The sequence below is a fragment of the Bradyrhizobium sp. PMVTL-01 genome, from assembly GCF_051861855.1.
Classification (GTDB): domain Bacteria; phylum Pseudomonadota; class Alphaproteobacteria; order Rhizobiales; family Xanthobacteraceae; genus Bradyrhizobium.
The window spans coordinates 7,174,727-7,195,001 of sequence record NZ_CP193982.1 but is presented as its reverse complement, the minus strand read 5'-3'; the positions used below and the strand labels follow the sequence as shown (position 1 = coordinate 7,195,001).

The window sequence follows — 20,275 nt, the reverse complement described above, 5'->3', positions numbered from 1 at the left end:
GCTGGATCGCCTGAGATGGCCCGCTATGTCGCCAATCGCCTGGCGCAGGCGATCATGCTGCTCGTGATCGTTTCGGCGATCGGCTTTGCCATTCTGCATCTCGCACCGGGCGGCCCGCTCTCGCAGTTTGCCGTCTCCGGCCAGATGACGCAGGAGGACCTCGACCGCGTCACGAAGCAGCTTGGCCTCGACCGTCCGCTGCCGATCCAGTACCTCGACTGGTTCGGCCGCATGCTGAAAGGCGATTGGGGCAAGTCCTATCGCGACGGCGAGGCCGTGCTGGCGGTGATCTCCTCGCATCTCGGCGCGACGCTGGAGCTGATGGCGACGGCAACCATCATCGCGGTGCTGCTCGGCTGCTGGATCGGCATCCTTGGCGCGCTGCGCCGCTACTCGGTGTTCGATACGCTCGCCACCGTCGGCGCCATGATCGCGCTGTCGATTCCGACCTTCTGGTTCGGCCTCGTCACCATCTACGTGTTCTCGGTGAAGCTCGGCTGGCTCCCGGCCGGCAACCGGCAGACCATCGGCGACGGCTCCTTCCTCGACCTGCTGCATCATCTGATTGCGCCGGCCATGGTGCTGGCGCTGGTCGAGACCGCGATGTGGGGGCGCTTCATGCGCTCCTCGATGCTCGAGGTCATCAACCAGGACTACATCCGCACCGCGCGCGCCAAGGGCATGCCGGAATGGCGCATCCTCACCGTGCACGCGTTGCGCAACGCGCTGCTGCCGATCATCACGGTGGCCGGCCTGCAGTTCCCGACACTGCTGGGCGGTGCGCTGGTGGCCGAGACCGTGTTCACCTGGCCCGGCATGGGGCGTCTCTTCCTCGATTCCATCGGCTACCGCGACTATCCCGTGGTGATGGGCATCCTGATGTTTTCGGCGACCATGGTGCTGATCGGCTCGCTGCTGGCCGACATCCTCTATGCCGTCGTCGATCCGCGTATCCGGGTGGGCTAGCCGATGGCGACTGCGACTCTCTCCACTGTCCAGCGCACGCCCGGTCAGGCCGCGTGGCGGCGCTTCTGCCGCCACCGTCTTGCGCTTGCGGGTGCGCTGATCATTCTCGTCCTCCTTCTCGGCTCGGCATTGGGGCCCTATCTCCTGCCGTTCGACGACACCTATATCGACATCATGAAGCGGTTCGCGCCGCCGCTGTCGGGCGCGCATATCCTCGGCACCGACGAGCTCGGCCGCGACGTGCTGGCGCGGTTGATGATGGGCGGGCGCGTCTCGCTCTCGATCGGCATCGTCGCCATGGTGATGGCGATGGCGATCGGCATCGTGGTTGGCGCCTTCGCCGGCTTCCATGGGGGCGCCGTCGGTGCGGTCCTGATGCGGCTCGTCGACGCCGTGCTGTGCTTTCCGACGATATTCCTGCTGCTTGCGCTCGCGGCGCTCACCGAGCCCGGCCTCGTCACCACCACCGTGCTGATCGCGGCCACCGCCTGGATGGCCGTTGCCCGCGTCGTCGAAGCCCAGGTGCGGTCGCTGCGCGAACGTGAATTCGCGGTCGCCGCGCTGGCCTTCGGGTCGTCGAACCTGCGGATCATGTTTCGCGAGCTCGTGCCCAATGCGATCGCGCCGATCGTGGTGGCCGCGACGCTGAACGTCGCCAAGGCGATCCTGCTCGAATCCTATGTCAGCTACCTCGGTTTCGGCATCCAGCCGCCGGCCGCGAGCTGGGGCAACATGCTCAACAACGCGCAGATCTATCTTACCAGCGCGCCGTGGCTCGCGATCGTGCCGGGTGTCGCGATCACGCTCGCGGTGACCAGCTTCAACTTTCTCGGCGACGGGCTGCGCGATGCGCTCGATCCACGAATGAACGTCCCATGACGAGCAAGAGCTCGACCGAACTGAATGCCAGGAGTTCCCCATGTCCCCGCCGCTCAACCGTATAAACAGCGACGAACGCCTGCCGGCGCAGGCCGACGTCGTCGTCATCGGCGGCGGCGTCATCGGGGTGTCCGCGGCCTATCATCTGGCGAAGAAGGGCCAATCCGTCGCCCTCGTCGAGAAAGGCCATCTCGGCGGCGAGCAGTCGAGCCGCAACTGGGGCTGGTGCCGCCAGCAGGGCCGCGCCCGCGAGGAGATTCCGCTCGCGCGCGAGGCGCTGCGGCTGTGGGAGGACATGCAGAACGATGCCGGCGTCGACGCCGGCTTCCGCCGCACCGGCGTCTTGTTCCTCACCAAGAGCAAGGACGAGCTCGCCGGCTGGGAGCGGTGGGCCGCGATCGCGCGCGAGCAGCAGGTGCACTCCACAGTGCTGACGCCGGCCGAAGTCGCCGAGCGCTTGCCGGGCAATGCCGACAAATGGGTGGGCGGTCTGCACACGCCGAGCGATGGCCGCGCCGAGCCGTCAATGGCCGTACCCGCGCTCGCCACCGCCGCGCGCAAGCAGGGCGTGACCATTCACCAGGGCTGCGCCGCGCGCGGGCTGGAGACGACAGGCGGTAGGGTCAGTGCCGTGGTCACCGAGAAGGGCACCATTCGCACCCAATCCGTGCTGCTGGCGGGCGGCGCATGGTCGTCGCTGTTCTGCCGGCGCCACGGCATCGAGCTGCCGATCGGTCTCGTCAACGCGACCGCCTGCCGGACCACGCCGGCGCCGGAGATCACCTCGGGCGCGCTCGGCACCGACTTCTACTGTATCCGCCGCCGGCTCGACGGCGGCTTCACGCTGGCGCTGCGCAACCGCGGCACGGTCGAGCTGTCGCCCGACCTGTTCCGCTACGCACGGACCTTCTGGCCGACCTACCAGCATCGCAAGAACGGATTGAAGCTGTCGTTCGGCAAGTCGTTCTTCGACCAGCTCATGCGCGGCACGAGCTGGAGCTTCGACAAGCCGTCGCCGTTCGAGGCCGAGCGCGTGCGTGATCCCGCGCCCGACATGTCGCTGGTCAATGCGGCGCTCGCTTCGCTGATCAAGTCGAACCCGGAGCTGAAGGACATCGAGATCGCGGAAGCCTGGGGCGGCACGATCGACTGTACGCCGGATACGATTCCGGTGATCTCGCCGGTCGATGCGCTGCCGGGCTTCTTCCTGGCCACCGGCTTCTCCGGCCACGGCTTTGGCATCGGCCCTGCAGCCGGCAAGCTCGCCGCCGATATCGTGACCGGCTCGATGCCGCTGGTCGATCCCGCCGCCTATAGCCACAAGCGCATGATCGACGGCCGCCGGCTCGCGCCGGTCAGCCCGTTCTGAGGATGCCCGTGACATGACGGTTCTCTACAAGGCCAACATGGTGCGCGGCGCGGAGTGGGCCCGCTTCTTCGCGGAGCGCGCCCCCGACATGCCGTTCCGGCTCTGGCCCGACATCGGCGATCCGGCGGAGGTGCGCTATCTCGTGACCTGGGTGCCGCCGGACGATATCGCGGCGACGTTCCCCAATCTCGAGCTGGTTTTCTCGGTCGGTGCCGGCGTCGACCAGTTCGACATCACCAAGTTGCCGCCGCATGTTCCGCTGGTCCGCATGATGGAGCCCGGCATCACCGATCGCATGGTCGAATATGCCTGCATGTCGGTGCTGGCGCTGCATCGCGATCTCGTGCAGTTCATCGCCCAGCAGCGCGATCAGGTCTGGCGCGAGCTTCCGGCGACGTACACGAGCGAGCGGCGTGTCGGCATAATGGGACTCGGCCTGCTCGGTCAGGCGGTGCTCGAACGGATCAAATCGTTCGGCTTCTCGCTTTCCGGCTGGAACCGCTCGCCGCGGGAGATCGACGGCGTCACTTGTTATGCGGGCGCGGACGCCTTGCCGGAGTTCCTGGGGCAAGCCGACATTCTGGTCTGCCTGCTGCCGCTGACCTCGGAGACGCGCGGCATCCTCAACGCAAAGCTGTTCGCGCGCTTGCCGCGCGGTGCGCGGCTGCTCAATGTGGGGCGGGGCGGGCATCTGGTCGAGGCGGACCTCCTCGCGGCGCTGGACAGCGGTGTGCTGTCGGCTGCAGTGCTTGACGTCGCCGAGCCCGAGCCGGTGCCGGCGGGCCATCCGTTCTGGACTCATCCGCGCATTCTCCTGACGCCGCACATCGCCAGCACGACAAAGCCGGAAACGGCGGTCGACTACGTGCTCGATACCATCGCGCGACACCGCCGCGGCGAGTCCTTGCCGGGGCTGGTCGATCGCAGCCGTGGATACTGAGGGCTCGATGGTCATGAGAGCATCGGTGCAGCCACGCGCTCAGCACACCTCTCCCGCAAGCGGGAGAGGTCGCGCCGAAGGCGCGGGTGAGGGCTCTCTCCTCTTGGGGGTTCTCGATTGTCGAAGCACCCTCTCCCCAACCCTCCCCCGCGAGCGGGGAGGGAGCACACCTTCTCCGCGGCAGGCTAGGGTTTTCGCATGAGCATCGGCGCAAACGCATCCGACCAGATTGCTGCCGAAGCACAGGCGCCGGTGCTGCCGGTGCTGTCGGTCGCCGGGCTGACCACGTCCTTCCCGTCGTCCGCAACGTCTCGTTCGACATCGCGCCACAAGAAACCGTGGCGATCGTCGGCGAGTCCGGGTCGGGCAAGAGCGTCACCGCGCTCTCGATCCTGCGGCTCGTTCCGAAAGAGATCGGCCGCGTCGAGGGCAGCGTCGGGCTCGCCGGGCGCGATCTCCTGACGCTGCCGGAAGCAAGCATGAAGGACGTCCGCGGCAACGACGTTGCCATGATCTTCCAGGAGCCGATGACGAGCCTCAATCCCGTGCTCACGATCGGCTTCCAGATCGCGGAGGCGCTGATCCAGCATCGCGGCCTGTCGCGGGCGGCGGCGGAGGCGGAGACTATCCGTCTGCTCGATCGCGTCCGCATCCCCGCGGCGAAATCGCGCTTCCACGAGCATCCGCACCGCTTCTCCGGCGGCATGCGCCAGCGCGTGATGATCGCGATGGCGCTCGCCTGCAAGCCGAAGCTTCTGATCGCCGACGAGCCGACCACGGCGCTCGATGTCACCATCCAGGCGCAGATCCTCGAACTGCTGAAGGAGCTTCAGCAGGAGGAGGAGATGTCGATCCTCTTCATCACCCACGACATGGGTGTGGTCGCCGAGATCGCTGATCGCACCGTGGTGATGTATGGCGGGCAGGCGGTGGAGACGGACGCCACCTCGCGCATCTTCGCCGCGCCCTCGCATCCCTATACGCGCGCGCTGCTTGCTGCCGTGCCGCGGCTCGGTTCGATGAACGGACGGCCGCGGCCGATGCGTTTCCCAATCGTCGACAAGGTGACCGGCACCTCGGACGAGCCGATGGAGACCCCCGATACGGTCTCGATCGCCGAGCGGCCGCTGCTGGAAGTCTCAGGCCTCACCACGCGCTTTCCGATCCGCTCGGGACTGTTCGGAAAGGTCTCCGGCCGCGTGCACGCCGTCGAGAACGTCTCCTTCACCCTGCGCGCCGGCGAGACGCTGGCGCTGGTCGGCGAGTCCGGTTGCGGAAAGTCGACCACGGGCCGCTCCATCCTCAAGTTGACGGAGCCCGACAGCGGCACCGTCCTGATCGACGGCCAGGACGTGCTGGCGATGAGCGGCCGCACCTTGCGGGACTTCCGCAAGCATATGCAGATCGTGTTTCAGGATCCGTTCGCGAGCCTCAATCCGCGCATGTCGGTGGGCGCGGCGATCGCCGCGCCGCTGCTCGCCAACGGGCTCGCCACTGCCGCGCAGGCGCGGGACAAGGTCGCCGACCTGCTCGTGCGTGTCGGACTTGCGGCCGACACGGCCACGCGTTTCCCTCATGAATTCTCCGGCGGCCAGCGCCAGCGCATCTGCATCGCGCGCGCGCTCGCGCTCGGGCCGAAGCTGATCGTCGCCGACGAAGCGGTGTCCGCGCTCGACGTTTCGGTCAAGGCGCAGGTCGTCAATCTGATGCTCGACCTTCAGGCCAGCATGGGCCTTGCCTATCTCTTCATCTCCCACGACATCGCGGTGGTCGAGCGGATGAGCCACCGGGTCGCGGTGATGTATCTCGGCGAGATCGTCGAGATCGGCCCGCGCGCTGCCGTGTTCGGCAATGCGCAGCATCCTTACACGAAAAAGCTGATGGCCGCCGTGCCGGTGCCCGATCCGTCGCGTCGCGGCACGAAGCGTGAAGCCTCCAACGACGAGATCAGAAGCCCGGTGCGCGCACCGGATTACCAGCCGCCGGTGCGGCAATATCGCGAAGTCTCGCCTGGCCACGTGGTGCAGGTGTGGGGTGAGGAGTGGTCGGTCTGACCGCGAGTTCCACGCGTCCTCCGGAAATCGTGACCGCATGGAGCGACAGGAAGCGCCGGTCTGTGAACCGCTTCATAGTCGGTCCCTTACAATTTGAACTAACACTTGTCGCAAGAAATTGCCGCACCCGGATTTAATTGACGACGCGGGTGAGTTGCAATGACTGCGCAGCCGCGTGCTCGCAGCTTTGGATTGGCTCCTCGTCTTGCTCACGAGCAAGCCAGCCCCATCACTCAGCACAGATCTTTCAGAAATTGGAATCAAGGGCATCGAGAAACGCGTCCCGGCAGCTTCTATTTGGGGTCGGCAAGAGGCTGCCAATTACTCAGAAGGAGCCCCCAATGAAGATAAGTAGCGCAATTTCCAGCGCCTTTTCCCTAAGAAGGCACGTCGGCGGTCTTCGGATCGCCCGCTCGAGTCTGATCAAGTCGGCCCATGTTCTCGAAAGAATCGGGCTGGCGGCCGTTGGAGCCTCTTGCGGCCTCTATGTGGGTGCAGCCCTGCTGCGTCAGAAGGGCGAACTGTTCGAAAGCGGCTGGATCGTGCTCCTGACAATGCTCTACGGCGCTCTCAGTTATTATGTCGGAATTGACTTGTCCGGAAATGTCGCACGCAAGCCGACATCGAGCATCTCGGAAGAATGGAACGGCTCCGAGCCGGCTGAGATCATGAGTGCCGCCGGAACGTTCGGCGCGGCGGTTGCCGCAACTCTGTCGGTCAGCATCCTTGTCCTTGATCAAAATCTGCCGAACGGCCTGATAGGCTTTGTCGCCGGCTGCTGGGTGGTTGGTTCTTCGCTTCAAGTTGCGGCGGGCACGATGGCTCGCAGCCACGACGCGCCCACGAACGAGGGATGAAGGAGGTCCGCTCACGAAAACGTCCGCTCGAAATTGTATGTGAACGATAGCCGCAGCCTCGGTTCGGCTTCGAGCCCGGAACGAGTCGTGAGGCTCTTCGCAACCTCTGCCGAGCAACGCGGCGCGTCAGCGATTTTGGTAGCGCAGCCGTTCGCATCGAGCACTGTCCTGGTCGAAACCGTACCGGTACCGAGTAACCTAAATTCTCGCACAACAAACAAGACGTGCCATCACGGCGGCGTTGGGATATTGTTCCCGCGCCGTGGTCCAAAATTCTGCTAACCGCCAGCCACACGATCGGTGGAGCCAATGCAGATTGCGGAGTGGCTCGAGAAATTGGGGCTTGGGCAATACGCAGAGCGTTTTGCCCAAAATGGGATCGATGTGGGCGTCCTCCCCGAGCTGATGGACGAAGACTTTGAAAAGCTCGGAGTCCTGCTCGGTCATCGCCGCAAGATGCTGCGTGCCATTGCCGAGCTCGATCCAGCCGCGTTGATCGCATCGCCGGCTCCTCGTCATGACGCCGAGCGGCGCCACCTCACCGTGATGTTTTGCGATCTGGTCGGCTCGACTGCGCTCTCCGCGCGCCTCGATCCCGAGGATATGTGGGAAGTGATCCGGGCCTACCGCGCCGCATGCGCGCGCGTCATTGCTGCTTATGACGGCAGGATAGCCAGGTTCGTCGGTGACGGGATACTCGTCTATTTTGGCTATCCGCGCGCCCACGAAGACGATGCGGAGCGCGCAGTGCGAGCGGGCCTCGACGTCATCTCCGCGGTTCGCCAGCTCAGGACAGGCGCGGGCGAAAAGGTTGAGCTGCGGATCGCAATTGCGACCGGGCTTGTGGTGGTTGGCGACCTCATCAGCGGAGATGCGTCGGAGGAGCACGCAACCGTCGGCGATACGCCAAACCTCGCTGCGCGGCTTCAGAGCCTTGCGGAACCGGGAGTGGTCGTCGTTGCATCGTCGACGCGCCGGCTGCTTGGGGATCTCTTCACCTTCCGCAATCTCGGCCGCCGCGAAGTCAAGGGGATAGGCGAACCCATCGCGGTGTGGGCGGTGGAAGGAGCGACCGCATCCGAGAGCCGCTTCGAGGCGGTCCGCGCCGCGCGCTCGATCGGCTTTGTCGGCCGCAAGGACGAGATCGAATTCATTCTCTCGCGCCAGCGGGAGGCATGGCGGGGCCAGGGCCAGATTGTATTGATTTCCGGCGAAGCGGGCATCGGCAAGTCGCGCATTGTCGCAACGCTGTCCGAAAGTCCCTCGTTGGGGGTGCACCGTCGGGTGCGGTATCAGTGTTCGCCTTACCATACCAACACTGCGCTGCATCCCTTTGTCGCGCAGCTCGAGCGCGCCGCCGGAATCCGCCCGCAGGACACGCCAGAACAAAAGCTCGACAGGCTCGAGGCAATGCTGGCGCTTGGAACCCAGCAGGTCGCCCGGGCAACGCCGCTCATTGCGGCTCTGCTCTCGATTCCAACCGGCGACCATTGCCCGCCCCTTGGCTTGAGCCCGGCGCAGCAGCGGCGACAGACATTTGCCGCCCTTCTCGATCAGCTCGAGGGGTTGGCGCGAGATCAGCCTCTGCTGATCATCTGCGAGGATTTGCATTGGGCAGATGCCACCACACTCGAACTGTTCGATCTCGCGGTCGATCGGATCAGGGCATTGCCGATCCTCGTGCTCATGACATCCCGGCCGGAGTTCGAGCCTTCCTGGTCGGGCCTTGCCAATGTCGGACTGTTGCGACTCGACCGGCTCGATCGGCAGGACACACGCGCGCTGGTCGAACAGGTGGTCGTCGGTCGCCAGCTGCCGCGCGAGATGATGAAGCAGATCATCGACAAGACCGATGGCGTGCCGCTGTTCGTCGAGGAGTTGACCAAGATGGTGCTGGAGTCCGGCCTGCTCGTCGAGGATGCCGGGCGCTATCGCCTGAGTAGTCCGCTCCCGCCGCTTGCCATTCCCGCGACGCTGCAGGATTCGCTGATGGCGCGGCTCGACCGGCTCGCTCCGGTCAAGGAGGTGGCGCAGATAGGCGCCGCCATCGGGCGCGACTTCTCTTACGCGCTGCTGAAATACGTGGCGGGACGCGATGATCTGACGCTGACCAATGCGCTGGCACAGCTTGAAGAGGCCGAACTGCTGTTGCGTCGCGGGGCTCCGCCGGAAGCGAACTATAGTTTCAAGCACGCCCTCGTTCAGGAAGCGGCCTACGAGAGCCTGCTCAAGAGCAAACGGCAGCTGCTTCACACGCGAATTGGCGATGTGCTGCGCGAGAAGTTTCCAGTCGTCGCCGAGACCGAGCCGGAGGTTCTCGCGCACCACTTCACCGAAGCGGGGCTGAGCGAGGTCGCCCTCGAATGGTGGCGCAAGGCGGGCCAGCAGGCGCTGAAACGCTCTGCCTATTCCGAGGCGATCGCACATCTCGGCAAGGCCATTGCGACCGCCGACGAGTTGCCTGACGATCCCCGCCGGATGATCAGCAGGCTGCATCTTCAAATCTCATATGGCCGTGCCTTGCGGGGCAGCCTCGGGCACAGCGCACCTGAAACGGTCGCGGCGTGGACGCGTGCGCGCCAGTTCGCAGCCGACATCGATGATCCCGTTGAACTTGCGCCGATCCATTCGGGGCTCTTCAATGCCTGCCTGACACACGGCGAACTCGCTCCGATGCGGGAGCTGGCGGATGCCATCAGGAGCGCCGCGCACCGACGACCGGACTCGCCGGTGGCCGCCGTCGTCGCCCATTGGACCGGCGGCGTCACCTGCTGGTTTTCCGGCGATTACGTGAGCGCGCGAACGCATCTCGAGCAGGCGCTGGCGATCTATGGTGCCGAACCGGATCCTGCGACGTTCAGGGCTTCGGCGCTGGATCTGCCGTTCGTGATCATGAGATTCCTTGCCCTGGTCCTCTGGCCGCTCGGTATCATCGCTCGCGCGCGCAAGCTCGCTGCCGAAGCGGTGGGGTCTTCGGGAGAAAAGCGGGCGCTGTCCCAGGCCAATGCGCTGGTTCATCGCGCCGTGTTCGACGGGGTATGCGGGGGCATGTTGCAGCAAACGGAGACGATCCTGGCGCTCGGTCTCGCGCGCGACCACACCATGCCGCTGTACGTTGCCGCGGGCACCTACCTGAATGGCCTGGCCAAGTGGCGTGCCGGCGATCGGATGGCCGGGCTGGCGGACATGCGTCAGGGCTGGACCTTGCTGCACGAGAACGATTGCTACCTCTGCGAACCGTTTTGGGGGATGCATGTCGCGGTGGCGAATGCAGAGGTCGGCCAGGTCGAGACCGGGCTGGAAATCCTGAACGAACTGATCGCCCGGTCCGGACAGTCCGGTCAGCATTGGCTCGATGCCGAACTGCATCGTGTCCGCGGCAAACTTTTGTCGCGCCATGGTTCGTCGAGCGGTGCCGAAGACGATCTCAGGCGAGCGCTGGACATCGCGCGACGCCAGCAGACGAAGACCTTCGAGCTGCGTAGCGCGCTTGAGCTTGCACGCCTGTGCAAGTCAAACGGCCGAGCGGGTGCGATGTCTGAACTGCTCGCTCCCATCATCGCCGAATTCGAGGCGGAGCGAGATCTTCCGGAGCTCCTGGAAGCGAAAGAGTTGCTCGCGCAAGAGCACGAGGCGCGTGCCGTTTCCCTTGGCCGGTCGTCGTTTGGACAGAGATGACCGTCACGAATTCACGTGCACGAAATCCCGCAGCAGCGGATAGATCTCGTTGTTCCAGCGCTTGCCCGAGAACACGCCGTAATGGCCGACGCCGGCCTGCATGTGGTGGACGCGGCGATAGGCGCGCACGCCGGTGCAGAGGTCCTGCGCCGCGAGCGTCTGGCCGATCGAGCAGATGTCGTCCTTCTCGCCCTCGACCGTCATCAGCCCCATGCGGCTGACGGCCCTGGTGTTCACGGGACGGCCGCGATGCATCAGCTTGCCTTGCGGCAGGAGGTGCTCCTGGAACACGTCGCGAACGGTCTCGATGTAGAACTCCGCAGGCAAATCCATCACGGCGAAATATTCGTCGTAGAAGGTCTTGATGGTTGCCGCCTTCTCCTTCTCGCCCTTGGCGATGTGGTTGGCGAGGTCGAGATGCTGCTTGATGTGACGCTCGAGATTCATCGAGACGAACGCGGTGAGCTGCACGAAGCCGGGATAGACCTTGCGCAGCGCGCCGCGGCACTGCACCGGAACATAGTTGATCAGGTTGCGCTCGAACCACTCGATCGGCTTGCTCTTGGCGAACTCGTTGACCTTGGTCGGCTGTATCCGGGTGTCGATCGGACCTGCCATCAGCGTCAGCGTCGCCGGTCGGGACGGATGATTGTCCTCGCACATGATCGCGGCGGCCGCGAGCGCCGAGACCGAGGGCTGGCAGATCGCGACCATGTGTGGGCGCGGCCCGAGCTGTCCCAGGAAGTCGATGAGATGCTCGGTGTAGTCGTCGAGCCCGAAGCGGCCTTCGCTGCGCGGAATGTCGCGCGGATTGTGCCAGTCGGTGATGTAGACGTCGTGGTCCTGGAGCAGCGTCTGCACGGTGCCGCGCAGGAGCGTCGCGAAATGGCCGGACATCGGCGCCACCAGCAGCATGCGCGGCTGCTCGCCCACGTCGTCTTTCTTGAAGTGCAGCAGCGAGCCGAACGGCGTCGCGTAGGCGATCTCCTCGCGGACGGCGACCTCGCGGTTGCCGACCATCACGCCGTCGATGCCGTAGGCCGGGCGGTCATAGGTGAGGGTGGAGCGCGAGATCAGCTCCAGCGCCGCCGAGAGCCGGCCGACCACCTGGTGCGACATGCCCTGGGGCGCCAGATTGAGGAATTTCAGCGCGGACGAGGCGCCCGCCCGCCACGGCGCCGTCAGATCCATATGGTTCTGAAAGGCTTGATAATACATCGACATCATACTGAAACGCCCACCCTGTCCCGCTGTCGTCATGCAATATCGAAGCCAGACGGGAGCAGGGCCGCCCGCAAAATTGGCACATCGCTTGCTCCGGAAGTGGAGTGAGGACACCGGGAAGCTCAGCGAATGAGCAGTCCGCGGCCGAGCGGGGTGCGGGTCAAAGGCGTGAGGGAAGGGGCCATATGGCGAAAGCGACACTGACCATCAGCAGCAAGAACTACTCGTCCTGGTCGCTGCGTGGCTGGCTGCTGACGAAATTTTCCGGGCTCGACTTCGAGGAAGTTGTGACCGCGCCGGACGATGCGTCGGCGCGCGCGGAGATCCTGCTGCTCTCGTCGTCGATCCTGGTGCCGTGCCTGCGGCACGAGGGCGCGGTGGTCTGGGATACGCTGGCGATCGCCGAATATCTCAACGAGGTCATGCCCGATGCCGGGTTGTTGCCGGATGATCGTCTTCAGCGCGCCCATTGCCGCTCGATTTGCGGTGAAATCCATTCCGGCTTCACCACGCTGCGCGCCTCGCTGCCGGTCAACCTGAAGGGGCACTTCCCCGGCTTCAAGATCTGGTCGCGCGCGCAGGCCGACATCGACCGCGTCTGGTTCATCTGGCGCGACTGTCTGGAGAAGTCGGGCGGCCCGTTCCTGTTCGGCGCGCGGCGCACCATGGCGGATGCGATGTACGCGCCAGTGGTGACGCGCTTCGTCACCTATGACGTCAAGCTCGAGCCGCGCCTCAGGGCCTATGCCGATACCATCATGGCCATGCCCGAGATGAAGGAATGGATCGCGGCAGCGAAGGAGGAGCCGGCCGAGATCGAGGAGCTCGAGGTCGAATATTAGGCAGGGGCGGCGTCGCCCTGCCTGTTTTGGGAGCGCGGCCTTGCGGCGCCGCCCCCCGGCAGCCATGTCATTGAAGCCGTTAACTTTTGGCGCCCGTCCCGCGACGAGGCGGCCCCTCATCGTGCGCAGATATTGTGTGGCCCCGCGGGCCGGTGGCGACATCTAGCCGTGAACAGCTGCGTACGGGGCCGGTCCGCTGATTCGGACGTGATTCGTTCGAGCCGCGTTCCGTTGGTTAAGGCGGAGCGCGGCCCCGTCGCATTTTGGAACACAAGCCGCAGTCAGGCGACGCCGGAGTGCTTCACCCGCGGCAGGCGCCACCCAATGACCGTCGCCTCGACCGCGATGCCGGCCTCGTGGTTCTGCCAGCGTCCTCCGACATAGCGGCAGGCGAACGGGAGTTGGTACGTTCCGCTGTGATCCTCGCACAGCACTTCGACAGGCAGGCCGGGTGGCGGTTCGCCGGCGCCGTCAAATTCCGCCAGACGTCTATCGCGCGTTGCCATTGTAAAAATCTCCCCTAATCAAAGCCGCGAAAGAGCGCCCCCTTCCTCCGCGCGCGGTCCAATGCTCCCTGTCCCAGGGAACAAGCCAAGCTCAACGCGAGAATGCGGTACGAGTGTGGTAGCCTTCGGCCGCTGCGCGCAATCGGCGCACATTGCTGTGATCATTTGGCGAGGAACCCCGCATGCCGCTTCGAAGCGCCGGCATCTTTTTCCCGATGTTGCTGCTCGCGACGCTGGCGGTTGCGCCGCTCCGCGCGCAGGACGTGCCCGGCATCGAGATCTGCACCGTCGAGAAGACCATGGAGCGCCGCACCGGCTGTCTGCAGAGCAATATCGACTTCCTCCAGAAGACGATCACCAAGCTCAACCTCGACCACCAGCAGAAGCTGGATGCGGCGGGTCGCCAGATCGACGCGCTGAAGACCAGCCTCGCCGGCCTGCAGAAAACGATCGGCGATCTCCAGGCTGCGCAGGCGAAGACCGCCGAAGACCTGAAGAAGAAGCAGGACGTGCCGCCGAAGGACGCGGCGAAATAAGCGTGGCGGTCACGCCACCCGATAGCGCTCCATCACACCGCGATCGGGCTCATAGCCGAGCCCGAGTCCCGAGGGCACCGCGACATGGCCAGTGGCATCGACATCGGCGCGGCCGCCCCACAGGCAGGCTTCGCGCTTGAGGTAGAACATCTCGACCAGCCCGTCCTCGCGTGTCGCGAGCAGGTGCAGCGTCGCCAGCAGGCCGGGGCCGAAATACGGGGAATGCGGAACGATCTTGACGCCGAGCCGATCGGCCAGCGCCGCGATCTTCAAAAATTCCGTGATGCCGCCGACCTTGATCACCGACGGCTGGGCGTGGCTGACCGCGCCCGCCTCCATCATCTGGCGGAATTGATATTCTGTGCAGGCATTCTCGCCGGCGGCGATGCCGAGCCCGCCCTTGCTGCGGACCTCGGCCAGCGTGGCAAAATCCTCCGGCGGCCAGACCGGCTCCTCCAGGAACATCGGCCGGGCGTCGCGGCAGGCTTTCGCGAATGCGATCGCCTGTTCGCCCGACAGCGGGCAGTTCATGTCGACCATCAGCGGAATGGCGGGGCCGATCGCCTCGCGCGCGGCGAACACCGCCGGCGTCGTGGTCTCATGCAGCTTGATCGCGCCGTGGCCGAGCGCGAGCGCCTTCCGGCATTCGCCGGCGATGTTGTGGGGCGAGCCGATCCGCAGCAGGCTGGCATAGGCGGGAATGGCGGGGCGCCTGATCTCACCGAGCAGGCGGTGCAGCGGCACACCCTTGATCTTGGCTGCGAGGTCCCACAAGGCGATATCGAGGCCGGAGATCGCGAACATGGTGATGCCGTAGCGGCCGAACAGATGCAGGTTGCGCTGGATCTGCTCCATCGCCGCGGGAATGCCAGCCGCATCAGGAACCTCCAGGCCGACGGCCTGCGGCGCGATCATCTCCTCGACGGCGCTGCGCGTGGTGCGCGGGCAGACATAGGCGAAGGCATCGCCCCAGCCGGTCAGCCCGGCATCGGTCGTGACCTCGACGATCACCATGTCGAGGGCGGTGATGGCGGAGGCGCCCTGGCGGAAGCTCGCGACACCGGCGTCATAGGGAACACGGATATGGTGCGCCCGCACATCGGTGATCTTCATGGCGCGGTTCCTCCTGCTTTCTCGTGAGCGGTTCTCCGAATGCGAATGTAGACACGAACGCCCGCACGTTGCCAGCGGCTGTTCCGGCGTTATCCTCGATAAGGACCGCAACGCCGATCAAGCGAAGCCGGCGGGCTTCGGCGCATCATGGTCTTTGCTTCGCGAACGAGGTCCGACCGTCATGAATCCAGCCCAGCGCGCGCTCTGGTACATCGAGAGCCACCTGGCCGAGCCGATGACGCTTGACGACATCGCTGCGGTATCAGGCGTGTCGCGGTTCCACCTGGTGCGTGCGTTTGCCGCGGCCACCGGCCTGTCGGCGATGCGCTACGTGCGCGCGCGGCGGCTGAGCGAGGCGGCGCGCAGCCTTGCGAATGGCGCACCCGACATCCTCAGCATCGCGCTGGAGGCGGATTACGGCTCGCACGAGGCATTCACCCGCGCGTTCCGCGAGCACTTCGGCACCACGCCCGAAGCGGTGCGGACCGCGACATGCGTCAGCCACCTCAAACTTCAGGCGCCGATCCTCATGGACTCCACCATGCTCGACCATCTCGAAGCCCGGCGTTTTGCGACCGCGAAAGCGTTCCTCGTCGCCGGCCCCACCGAGCGCATCTCCTGCGACAGCGGCGCCATGATCCCGGGCCTGTGGCACCGCTTCCATCAGGAGGTCGCCGATATTCCGGCGCGCGTCGGCAATGTCGCCTATGGCGTCTGCTGCAACGGCGATGATGCCGGCAATTTCGACTACATCGCCGGCGTCGAGGTCGCCGACTTCTCCGACCTGCCGCGCCGCTTCGGTCGCATCCGCATCCCCGAGCAGCGCTATGCGGTGTTCACCCACACCGAGCACGTCGCCTCGATCCGCCGCACCGTGAATACGATCTGGAATCAATGGCTGCCGGCCTCGGGTCTGAAGGCCGCCGACGCGCCGAATTTCGAGCGCTACGACGAGAAATTCGATCCTGTCACCGGCAATGGCGGCTTCGAGATTTGGATACCAGTGAAAGAGTAGCGCAAGGCTGGCATACCGTCCCGCTTGCTTGGCAAGCCCTGGTGACTTTGTCATAACCGCAGGCAAATCTTGCGTGTGGGGCCCGTGCCGGACATCCCGTGCAAGCCATAACAAGCAGCCGGGAGGGTCCCACATGTCCAACGTCCGCGTTCTCGCCACCGACCTCGAATTTCCCGAAGGGCCGGTCGTGATGCCGGACGGCTCGGTGGTGCTGGTGGAGATCCGCGGCCAGCGCCTGACCCGCGTCTACCCCGACGGCCGCAAGGAGATCGTTGCCAAGGTCCCGGGCGGCCCGAACGGCGCGGCGCTTGGCCCCGACGGCAAGATCTACATCTGTAACAATGGCGGCTTCTCCTGGATTCCGACCGGCAAGATGATCATGCCCGGCCCGCAGCCGGGGGACTATCTCGGCGGCTCGATCCAGCGCGTCGACCTGCAATCCGGCAGGGTCGAGACCGTCGTGACCAAATGCGGCGAGCACGATCTGCGCGGGCCGAACGATCTCGTGTTCGACCGGCAGGGCGGCCTCTGGTTCTCCGATCTCGGCAAGCGCCGCGCGCGCGAGATGGATGTCGGCGGCATGTATTACCTCAAGCCCGGCATGTCCGAGATCGTCGAGATCGTGCACGGCGTGCTGCCGGCCAACGGTATCGGATTGTCGCCGGACGAGAGCACCGTCTATATCGCGGAGACGCCGACCGGCCGGCTGTGGGCCTACGAGCTCTCCGCGCCCGGCACGCTGAAACCGCGCGAGGCGATCTATCGCGGTGAGCGGGGCAAGCCGATCTGCGGCCTCGGCGGCTACCAGATGTTCGACTCGCTCGCGGTCGAAGCGAACGGCAATGTCTGCGTCGCCACCCTCGTCTCCGGCTGCATTTCGGTGATTGCGCCCGACGGCACGCTGGTCGAGCAGGTCCCGACCGGCGACCGCGTCACCACCAACATCGCCTTCGGCGGCCCCGGGCTGAAGACCGCCTACATCACGCTGTCGGGCAAGGGCGAGCTGATCGCCATGGACTGGCCGCGCGGCGGTTTGCCTCTCAATTTCCTAAACAAATGAACGGTGCTAGTTACCGTCATTGCGAGCGAAGCGAAGCAATCCAGGAATGCGTCCGCAGAGGCAGTCTGGATTGCTTCGTCGCTTCGCTCCTCGCAATGACAACGGAGAGAGATTTCAATGCCCTGGCCTGATCCCATCACCCTGCGTGGACAGCACGCCCGTCTCGAGCCGCTGTCGCATCAGCATCGCGGGGGGCTGGTCGAGGCCGTCAAGGACGGCGATCTGTCAAAGCTCTGGTACACCGCGATCCCGCTGCCGGAGAACATGGGCAAGGAGATCGACCGCCGCCTCGGCTTGCAGGCCGCCGGCTCGATGCTGCCCTTCACCGTGTTCGACGCCGGCGGCAACATCGTCGGCATGACCACCTACATGAACATCGATGCCACCAACCGCCGCGTCGAGATCGGCTCGACCTGGTACGGCAAGAGCGCGCAGCGCGGTCCGCTCAACACGCAGTGCAAGCTGCTCCTGCTTCGGCACGCCTTCGAGACGCTGAACTGCATCGCGGTCGAGTTCCGCACGCATTTCTTCAACCACCAGAGCCGCCGCGCCATCGAGCGTCTCGGCGCCAAGCAGGATGGCATCCTGCGCAGCCACCAGATCGCGCCGAACGGCACGCTGCGCGACACTGTCGTCTACAGCATCACCGCCGCCGAATGGCCGACGGTGCAGGCGCATCTGGAATTTCAACTCAACGACAAGCCGCGCTAATATCTAATATGATGTGCACCGAATTGGCCGCGCGCTCGATCACCTCTCCCTCCGGGAGAGGTGAAGAGCGCCTGCTTCTGGCGCCGCTTCAATCATGACTCATTTCGCTTTAGAGGCGCAGGGACCATGGATAGATTTGATTATGTGATCGTCGGCGCGGGCTCCGCCGGTTGCGTGCTCACCAGCCGGCTGAGCGAAGACCCTGATATCAGCGTCTGCGTGCTCGAGGCGGGGCCGAGCGACTGGCACCCCTACATTCATCTGCCGGCGGGTTTCATCAAGACCTTCCACATGAAGAGCATCAACTGGGCCTACCAGCAGGAGCCGGGCCCCTACACCGGCGGCCGCAGCATCTACGCGCCGCGCGGCAAGACGCTCGGCGGCTCGTCCTCGATCAACGGCCACATCTACAACCGCGGCCAGCGCATGGACTTCGACACCTGGGCGCAGATGGGCAATCGCGGCTGGGGCTATGCCGACGTGCTGCCCTACTTCCGCCGGCTGGAGAAGCGGATCGGCGAAGGCGAGGACACTTATCGCGGGCGCGACGGCAACCTCATCGTCACCACCATGAACTGGCGCGATCCGCTCTGCGAGGCCTTCATGGAAGGCGCGGTCTCGCTCGGCATCCCCCGCAACCCCGATTACAACGGCAAGACCCAGGAAGGCGTCTCCTATTGCCAGCGCACCATCAACAACGGCTTGCGCGTCTCCGGCGCTACCGCATTCCTCAAGCCGGCGATGAAGCGGCCGAACGTGCATGTGCACACCCATGCGCACGCAACCGAGATCATTTTTGAAGGCAAGCGCGCCGTCGGCGTGCGCTACAGCAAGGGCGGCCGAGGCGGCCAGTCCGTGGAAGTGCGCGCCAACAAGGAAGTGATCCTCTCCGGCGGCAGCTATAATTCGCCGCAGCTGTTGCAGCTCTCCGGCATCGGCTCGCCGGATCTCTTGCAGCAGAACGGCATTACGGTGCGTCACGCGCTGCCGGTCGGCGAGGGCCTGCAGGACCATTACGCCCCGCGCACGGTGGCGCGGGTCAAGGACATCAAGACCATCAACGAGCTCCGCCGCGGCTGGCGGCTCTGGGTCGAGGCGATGAAATGGGCCACCGCGCGCCGCGGCCTGCTGTCGCTGTCGCCGACCATGGTCTATTGCTTCTGGCACTCCGGCGAGAGCGCCGAGAGTTCCGATCTCCAGCTGACCTTCACGCCCGCGAGTTACAAGGAAGGCGTGCAGGGCCAGCTCGAGGACGAACCCGGCATGACCGTGGCCTCCTGGCAGCAGCGCCCGGAGAGCCGCGGCTATGTCCGCATCCGCTCCTCCGATCCCTTCGCGCCGCCGATCATCCAGACCAATTATCTCGCTGCCGAGCTCGACCGCCGCGTCATCGTCGGCGGCATGAAGCTCGCGCGGCGGCTTTTGAAGTCGGCGCCGCTGTCGCCCTATTACGCCTACGAGGATTTCCCCGGCCCCAACGTCAACACCGACGACGAATTCTTAGCAGCCGCCACCGAGCGCGGCACCACCACGTTCCACCCCGGCTGCACCTGCCGCATGGGCCCCGCGGACTCGACCTGGGCCGTCGTCGACGACCAGCTCCGCGTCCACGGCCTGGAGGGCTTGCGCGTCATCGACGCGTCGGTGATGCCGCGCATGATCTCGGCGAATTTGAATGCGTCAACGATGATGATCGCCGACCGCGCTTCGGACCTCATCCGCGGCAAGCAGCCGATGGAAGCCGCGCGCATCCCGGATGCGGCGGTGGCGTGAGCAGCGCAACTGCGTTGGGTGGGTTACGCGAAGCGCAGTCCGCTGCCGTAACCCACCACTTCTGCCGATGCCGAAACGAAGGAGGTGGATTACGCTGACGCTAACCCACCTACGAGCTTTGCTGTGTCGCCGCCCGTCAACCCCTGCCATTAAAAATATTCCACTTTACCGAAATTCGGAATTGCGGCATAAGTCGCAACAGCCCGGCCCGACGAAGAGGGGCGATTCGCGAGTCGTTCGAAACGCGGGCCGGGTTGCGGTGGACGCGGCAGCGTCGGCACGAGAGGGTGTGGGCAGGGCGGGTAGTCCCTGTGAGCCCGGAACCGCGTGCGGACGAACGGCGCTGAACGCGTACGGCAAAACCGTGTGGTCCTGGCCGTCGTTGCTACGGTCAAGCCTCTCGCGGAGATGTGCGCGAGCCCAACCGGGTAGACGGCATCGTCAATTCGCAGGGGCGAGGGAGGCCAGAACGAACTCGGCTCCCGGGAGAGCGCGGCATAAGCCGTCCGACCACTGCGCAGGGAAGGCCGAGTGATTGGCTACACCTGTATGCTGCTGTGCGGTTTCTCTGCGCCTCATTCGCGCAGCAGACCGCGGGTGCCAGTCGGCACCCGGCCTTCCCTGCGCCCTCTATCTTTTTTGGGGCGATGGAATGAAGCAAAGCTCGGGCGAGATGAGCCGCGAGGATGCGAGCGTGTGTCTGCAATTTGAATTGTCAGTCGGAGAACGACGCCATTGCCCCTTGCTCCGTC

Annotated in this window: 15 protein-coding genes and 1 pseudogene; 13 read left to right on the top strand and 3 right to left on the bottom strand. The window is 65.2% G+C overall.

Annotated elements, in window-relative coordinates; genetic code table 11:
• Positions 1-15 precede the first annotated feature (15 nt).
• The 7 genes and pseudogenes from ACRQ5Q_RS34720 to ACRQ5Q_RS34690 all read left to right on the top strand — a co-directional run bounded on the left by ACRQ5Q_RS34720 (position 16) and on the right by ACRQ5Q_RS34690 (position 10,743).
• Entirely contained in the window at positions 16-966 is a 951-nt protein-coding gene (locus ACRQ5Q_RS34720) for an ABC transporter permease (protein ID WP_439370121.1), read from the top strand.
• A gap of 3 nt (positions 967-969) precedes the next feature.
• A complete protein-coding gene (locus tag ACRQ5Q_RS34715; protein WP_439370120.1) occupies positions 970-1,845 on the top strand; it encodes an ABC transporter permease in 876 nt (291 codons plus the stop codon).
• A gap of 40 nt (positions 1,846-1,885) precedes the next feature.
• Complete coding sequence (locus ACRQ5Q_RS34710) at positions 1,886-3,214, top strand: NAD(P)/FAD-dependent oxidoreductase (protein WP_439394415.1); 1,329 nt, start codon at positions 1,886-1,888, stop codon at positions 3,212-3,214.
• Between the two features lie 13 nt (positions 3,215-3,227).
• Positions 3,228-4,154, top strand: a complete 927-nt coding sequence (locus ACRQ5Q_RS34705; RefSeq protein ID WP_439394413.1) for a 2-hydroxyacid dehydrogenase — start codon at positions 3,228-3,230, stop codon at positions 4,152-4,154.
• Positions 4,155-4,352: 198 nt separating this feature from the next.
• Positions 4,353-6,208 (top strand): annotated as a pseudogene (locus ACRQ5Q_RS34700) (ABC transporter ATP-binding protein).
• A 341-nt stretch (positions 6,209-6,549) separates the two neighbouring features.
• On the top strand, positions 6,550-7,065 hold the full coding sequence (locus ACRQ5Q_RS34695) for a hypothetical protein (protein ID WP_439370116.1): 516 nt from the start codon (positions 6,550-6,552) through the stop codon (positions 7,063-7,065).
• 309 nt (positions 7,066-7,374) lie between these two features.
• The gene (locus tag ACRQ5Q_RS34690) at positions 7,375-10,743 is read left to right on the top strand and encodes an adenylate/guanylate cyclase domain-containing protein (RefSeq protein ID WP_439394411.1); all 3,369 of its coding nucleotides are present in this window, start codon (positions 7,375-7,377) and stop codon (positions 10,741-10,743) included.
• A gap of 3 nt (positions 10,744-10,746) precedes the next feature.
• On the opposite strand, the gene ACRQ5Q_RS34685 is transcribed toward ACRQ5Q_RS34690, so the two are convergent.
• Positions 10,747-11,970, bottom strand: coding sequence for a polyhydroxyalkanoate depolymerase (locus tag ACRQ5Q_RS34685; protein WP_439399928.1), 1,224 nt, complete (start codon positions 11,968-11,970; stop codon positions 10,747-10,749).
• A gap of 182 nt (positions 11,971-12,152) precedes the next feature.
• Here ACRQ5Q_RS34685 and ACRQ5Q_RS34680 point away from each other — a divergent pair, with 182 nt between their 5' ends.
• Positions 12,153-12,809 (top strand): glutathione S-transferase family protein, encoded by a 657-nt coding sequence (locus ACRQ5Q_RS34680; RefSeq protein WP_439370114.1) that lies wholly within the window; start codon positions 12,153-12,155, stop codon positions 12,807-12,809.
• Between the two features lie 281 nt (positions 12,810-13,090).
• Here the strand turns inward: ACRQ5Q_RS34680 and ACRQ5Q_RS34675 are convergent, their stop codons facing one another.
• Positions 13,091-13,315: a hypothetical protein gene (locus tag ACRQ5Q_RS34675; RefSeq protein WP_211406954.1), complete on the bottom strand. Its 225-nt coding sequence runs from the start codon at positions 13,313-13,315 to the stop codon at positions 13,091-13,093.
• 182 nt (positions 13,316-13,497) lie between these two features.
• Here ACRQ5Q_RS34675 and ACRQ5Q_RS34670 point away from each other — a divergent pair, with 182 nt between their 5' ends.
• Positions 13,498-13,851 carry a hypothetical protein gene (locus ACRQ5Q_RS34670; RefSeq protein ID WP_439394409.1) on the top strand — a complete coding sequence of 118 codons (354 nt, stop codon included), beginning with the start codon at positions 13,498-13,500 and terminating at the stop codon, positions 13,849-13,851.
• A 9-nt stretch (positions 13,852-13,860) separates the two neighbouring features.
• Here the strand turns inward: ACRQ5Q_RS34670 and ACRQ5Q_RS34665 are convergent, their stop codons facing one another.
• Entirely contained in the window at positions 13,861-14,964 is a 1,104-nt protein-coding gene (locus tag ACRQ5Q_RS34665; RefSeq protein WP_439394407.1) for a mandelate racemase/muconate lactonizing enzyme family protein, read from the bottom strand.
• Between the two features lie 181 nt (positions 14,965-15,145).
• Between ACRQ5Q_RS34665 and ACRQ5Q_RS34660 the strand changes: the two genes are divergently transcribed.
• From ACRQ5Q_RS34660 to ACRQ5Q_RS34645, 4 genes are all read left to right on the top strand, one after another.
• Positions 15,146-15,979 carry a GyrI-like domain-containing protein gene (locus ACRQ5Q_RS34660; RefSeq protein ID WP_439375676.1) on the top strand — a complete coding sequence of 278 codons (834 nt, stop codon included), beginning with the start codon at positions 15,146-15,148 and terminating at the stop codon, positions 15,977-15,979.
• Positions 15,980-16,112: 133 nt separating this feature from the next.
• Positions 16,113-17,039 (top strand): SMP-30/gluconolactonase/LRE family protein, encoded by a 927-nt coding sequence (locus ACRQ5Q_RS34655; protein ID WP_439370111.1) that lies wholly within the window; start codon positions 16,113-16,115, stop codon positions 17,037-17,039.
• A gap of 117 nt (positions 17,040-17,156) precedes the next feature.
• Complete coding sequence (locus ACRQ5Q_RS34650; RefSeq protein WP_439370110.1) at positions 17,157-17,750, top strand: GNAT family N-acetyltransferase; 594 nt, start codon at positions 17,157-17,159, stop codon at positions 17,748-17,750.
• Between the two features lie 126 nt (positions 17,751-17,876).
• The gene (locus ACRQ5Q_RS34645) at positions 17,877-19,523 is read left to right on the top strand and encodes a GMC family oxidoreductase (protein WP_439394405.1); all 1,647 of its coding nucleotides are present in this window, start codon (positions 17,877-17,879) and stop codon (positions 19,521-19,523) included.
• Positions 19,524-20,275 lie beyond the last annotated feature (752 nt).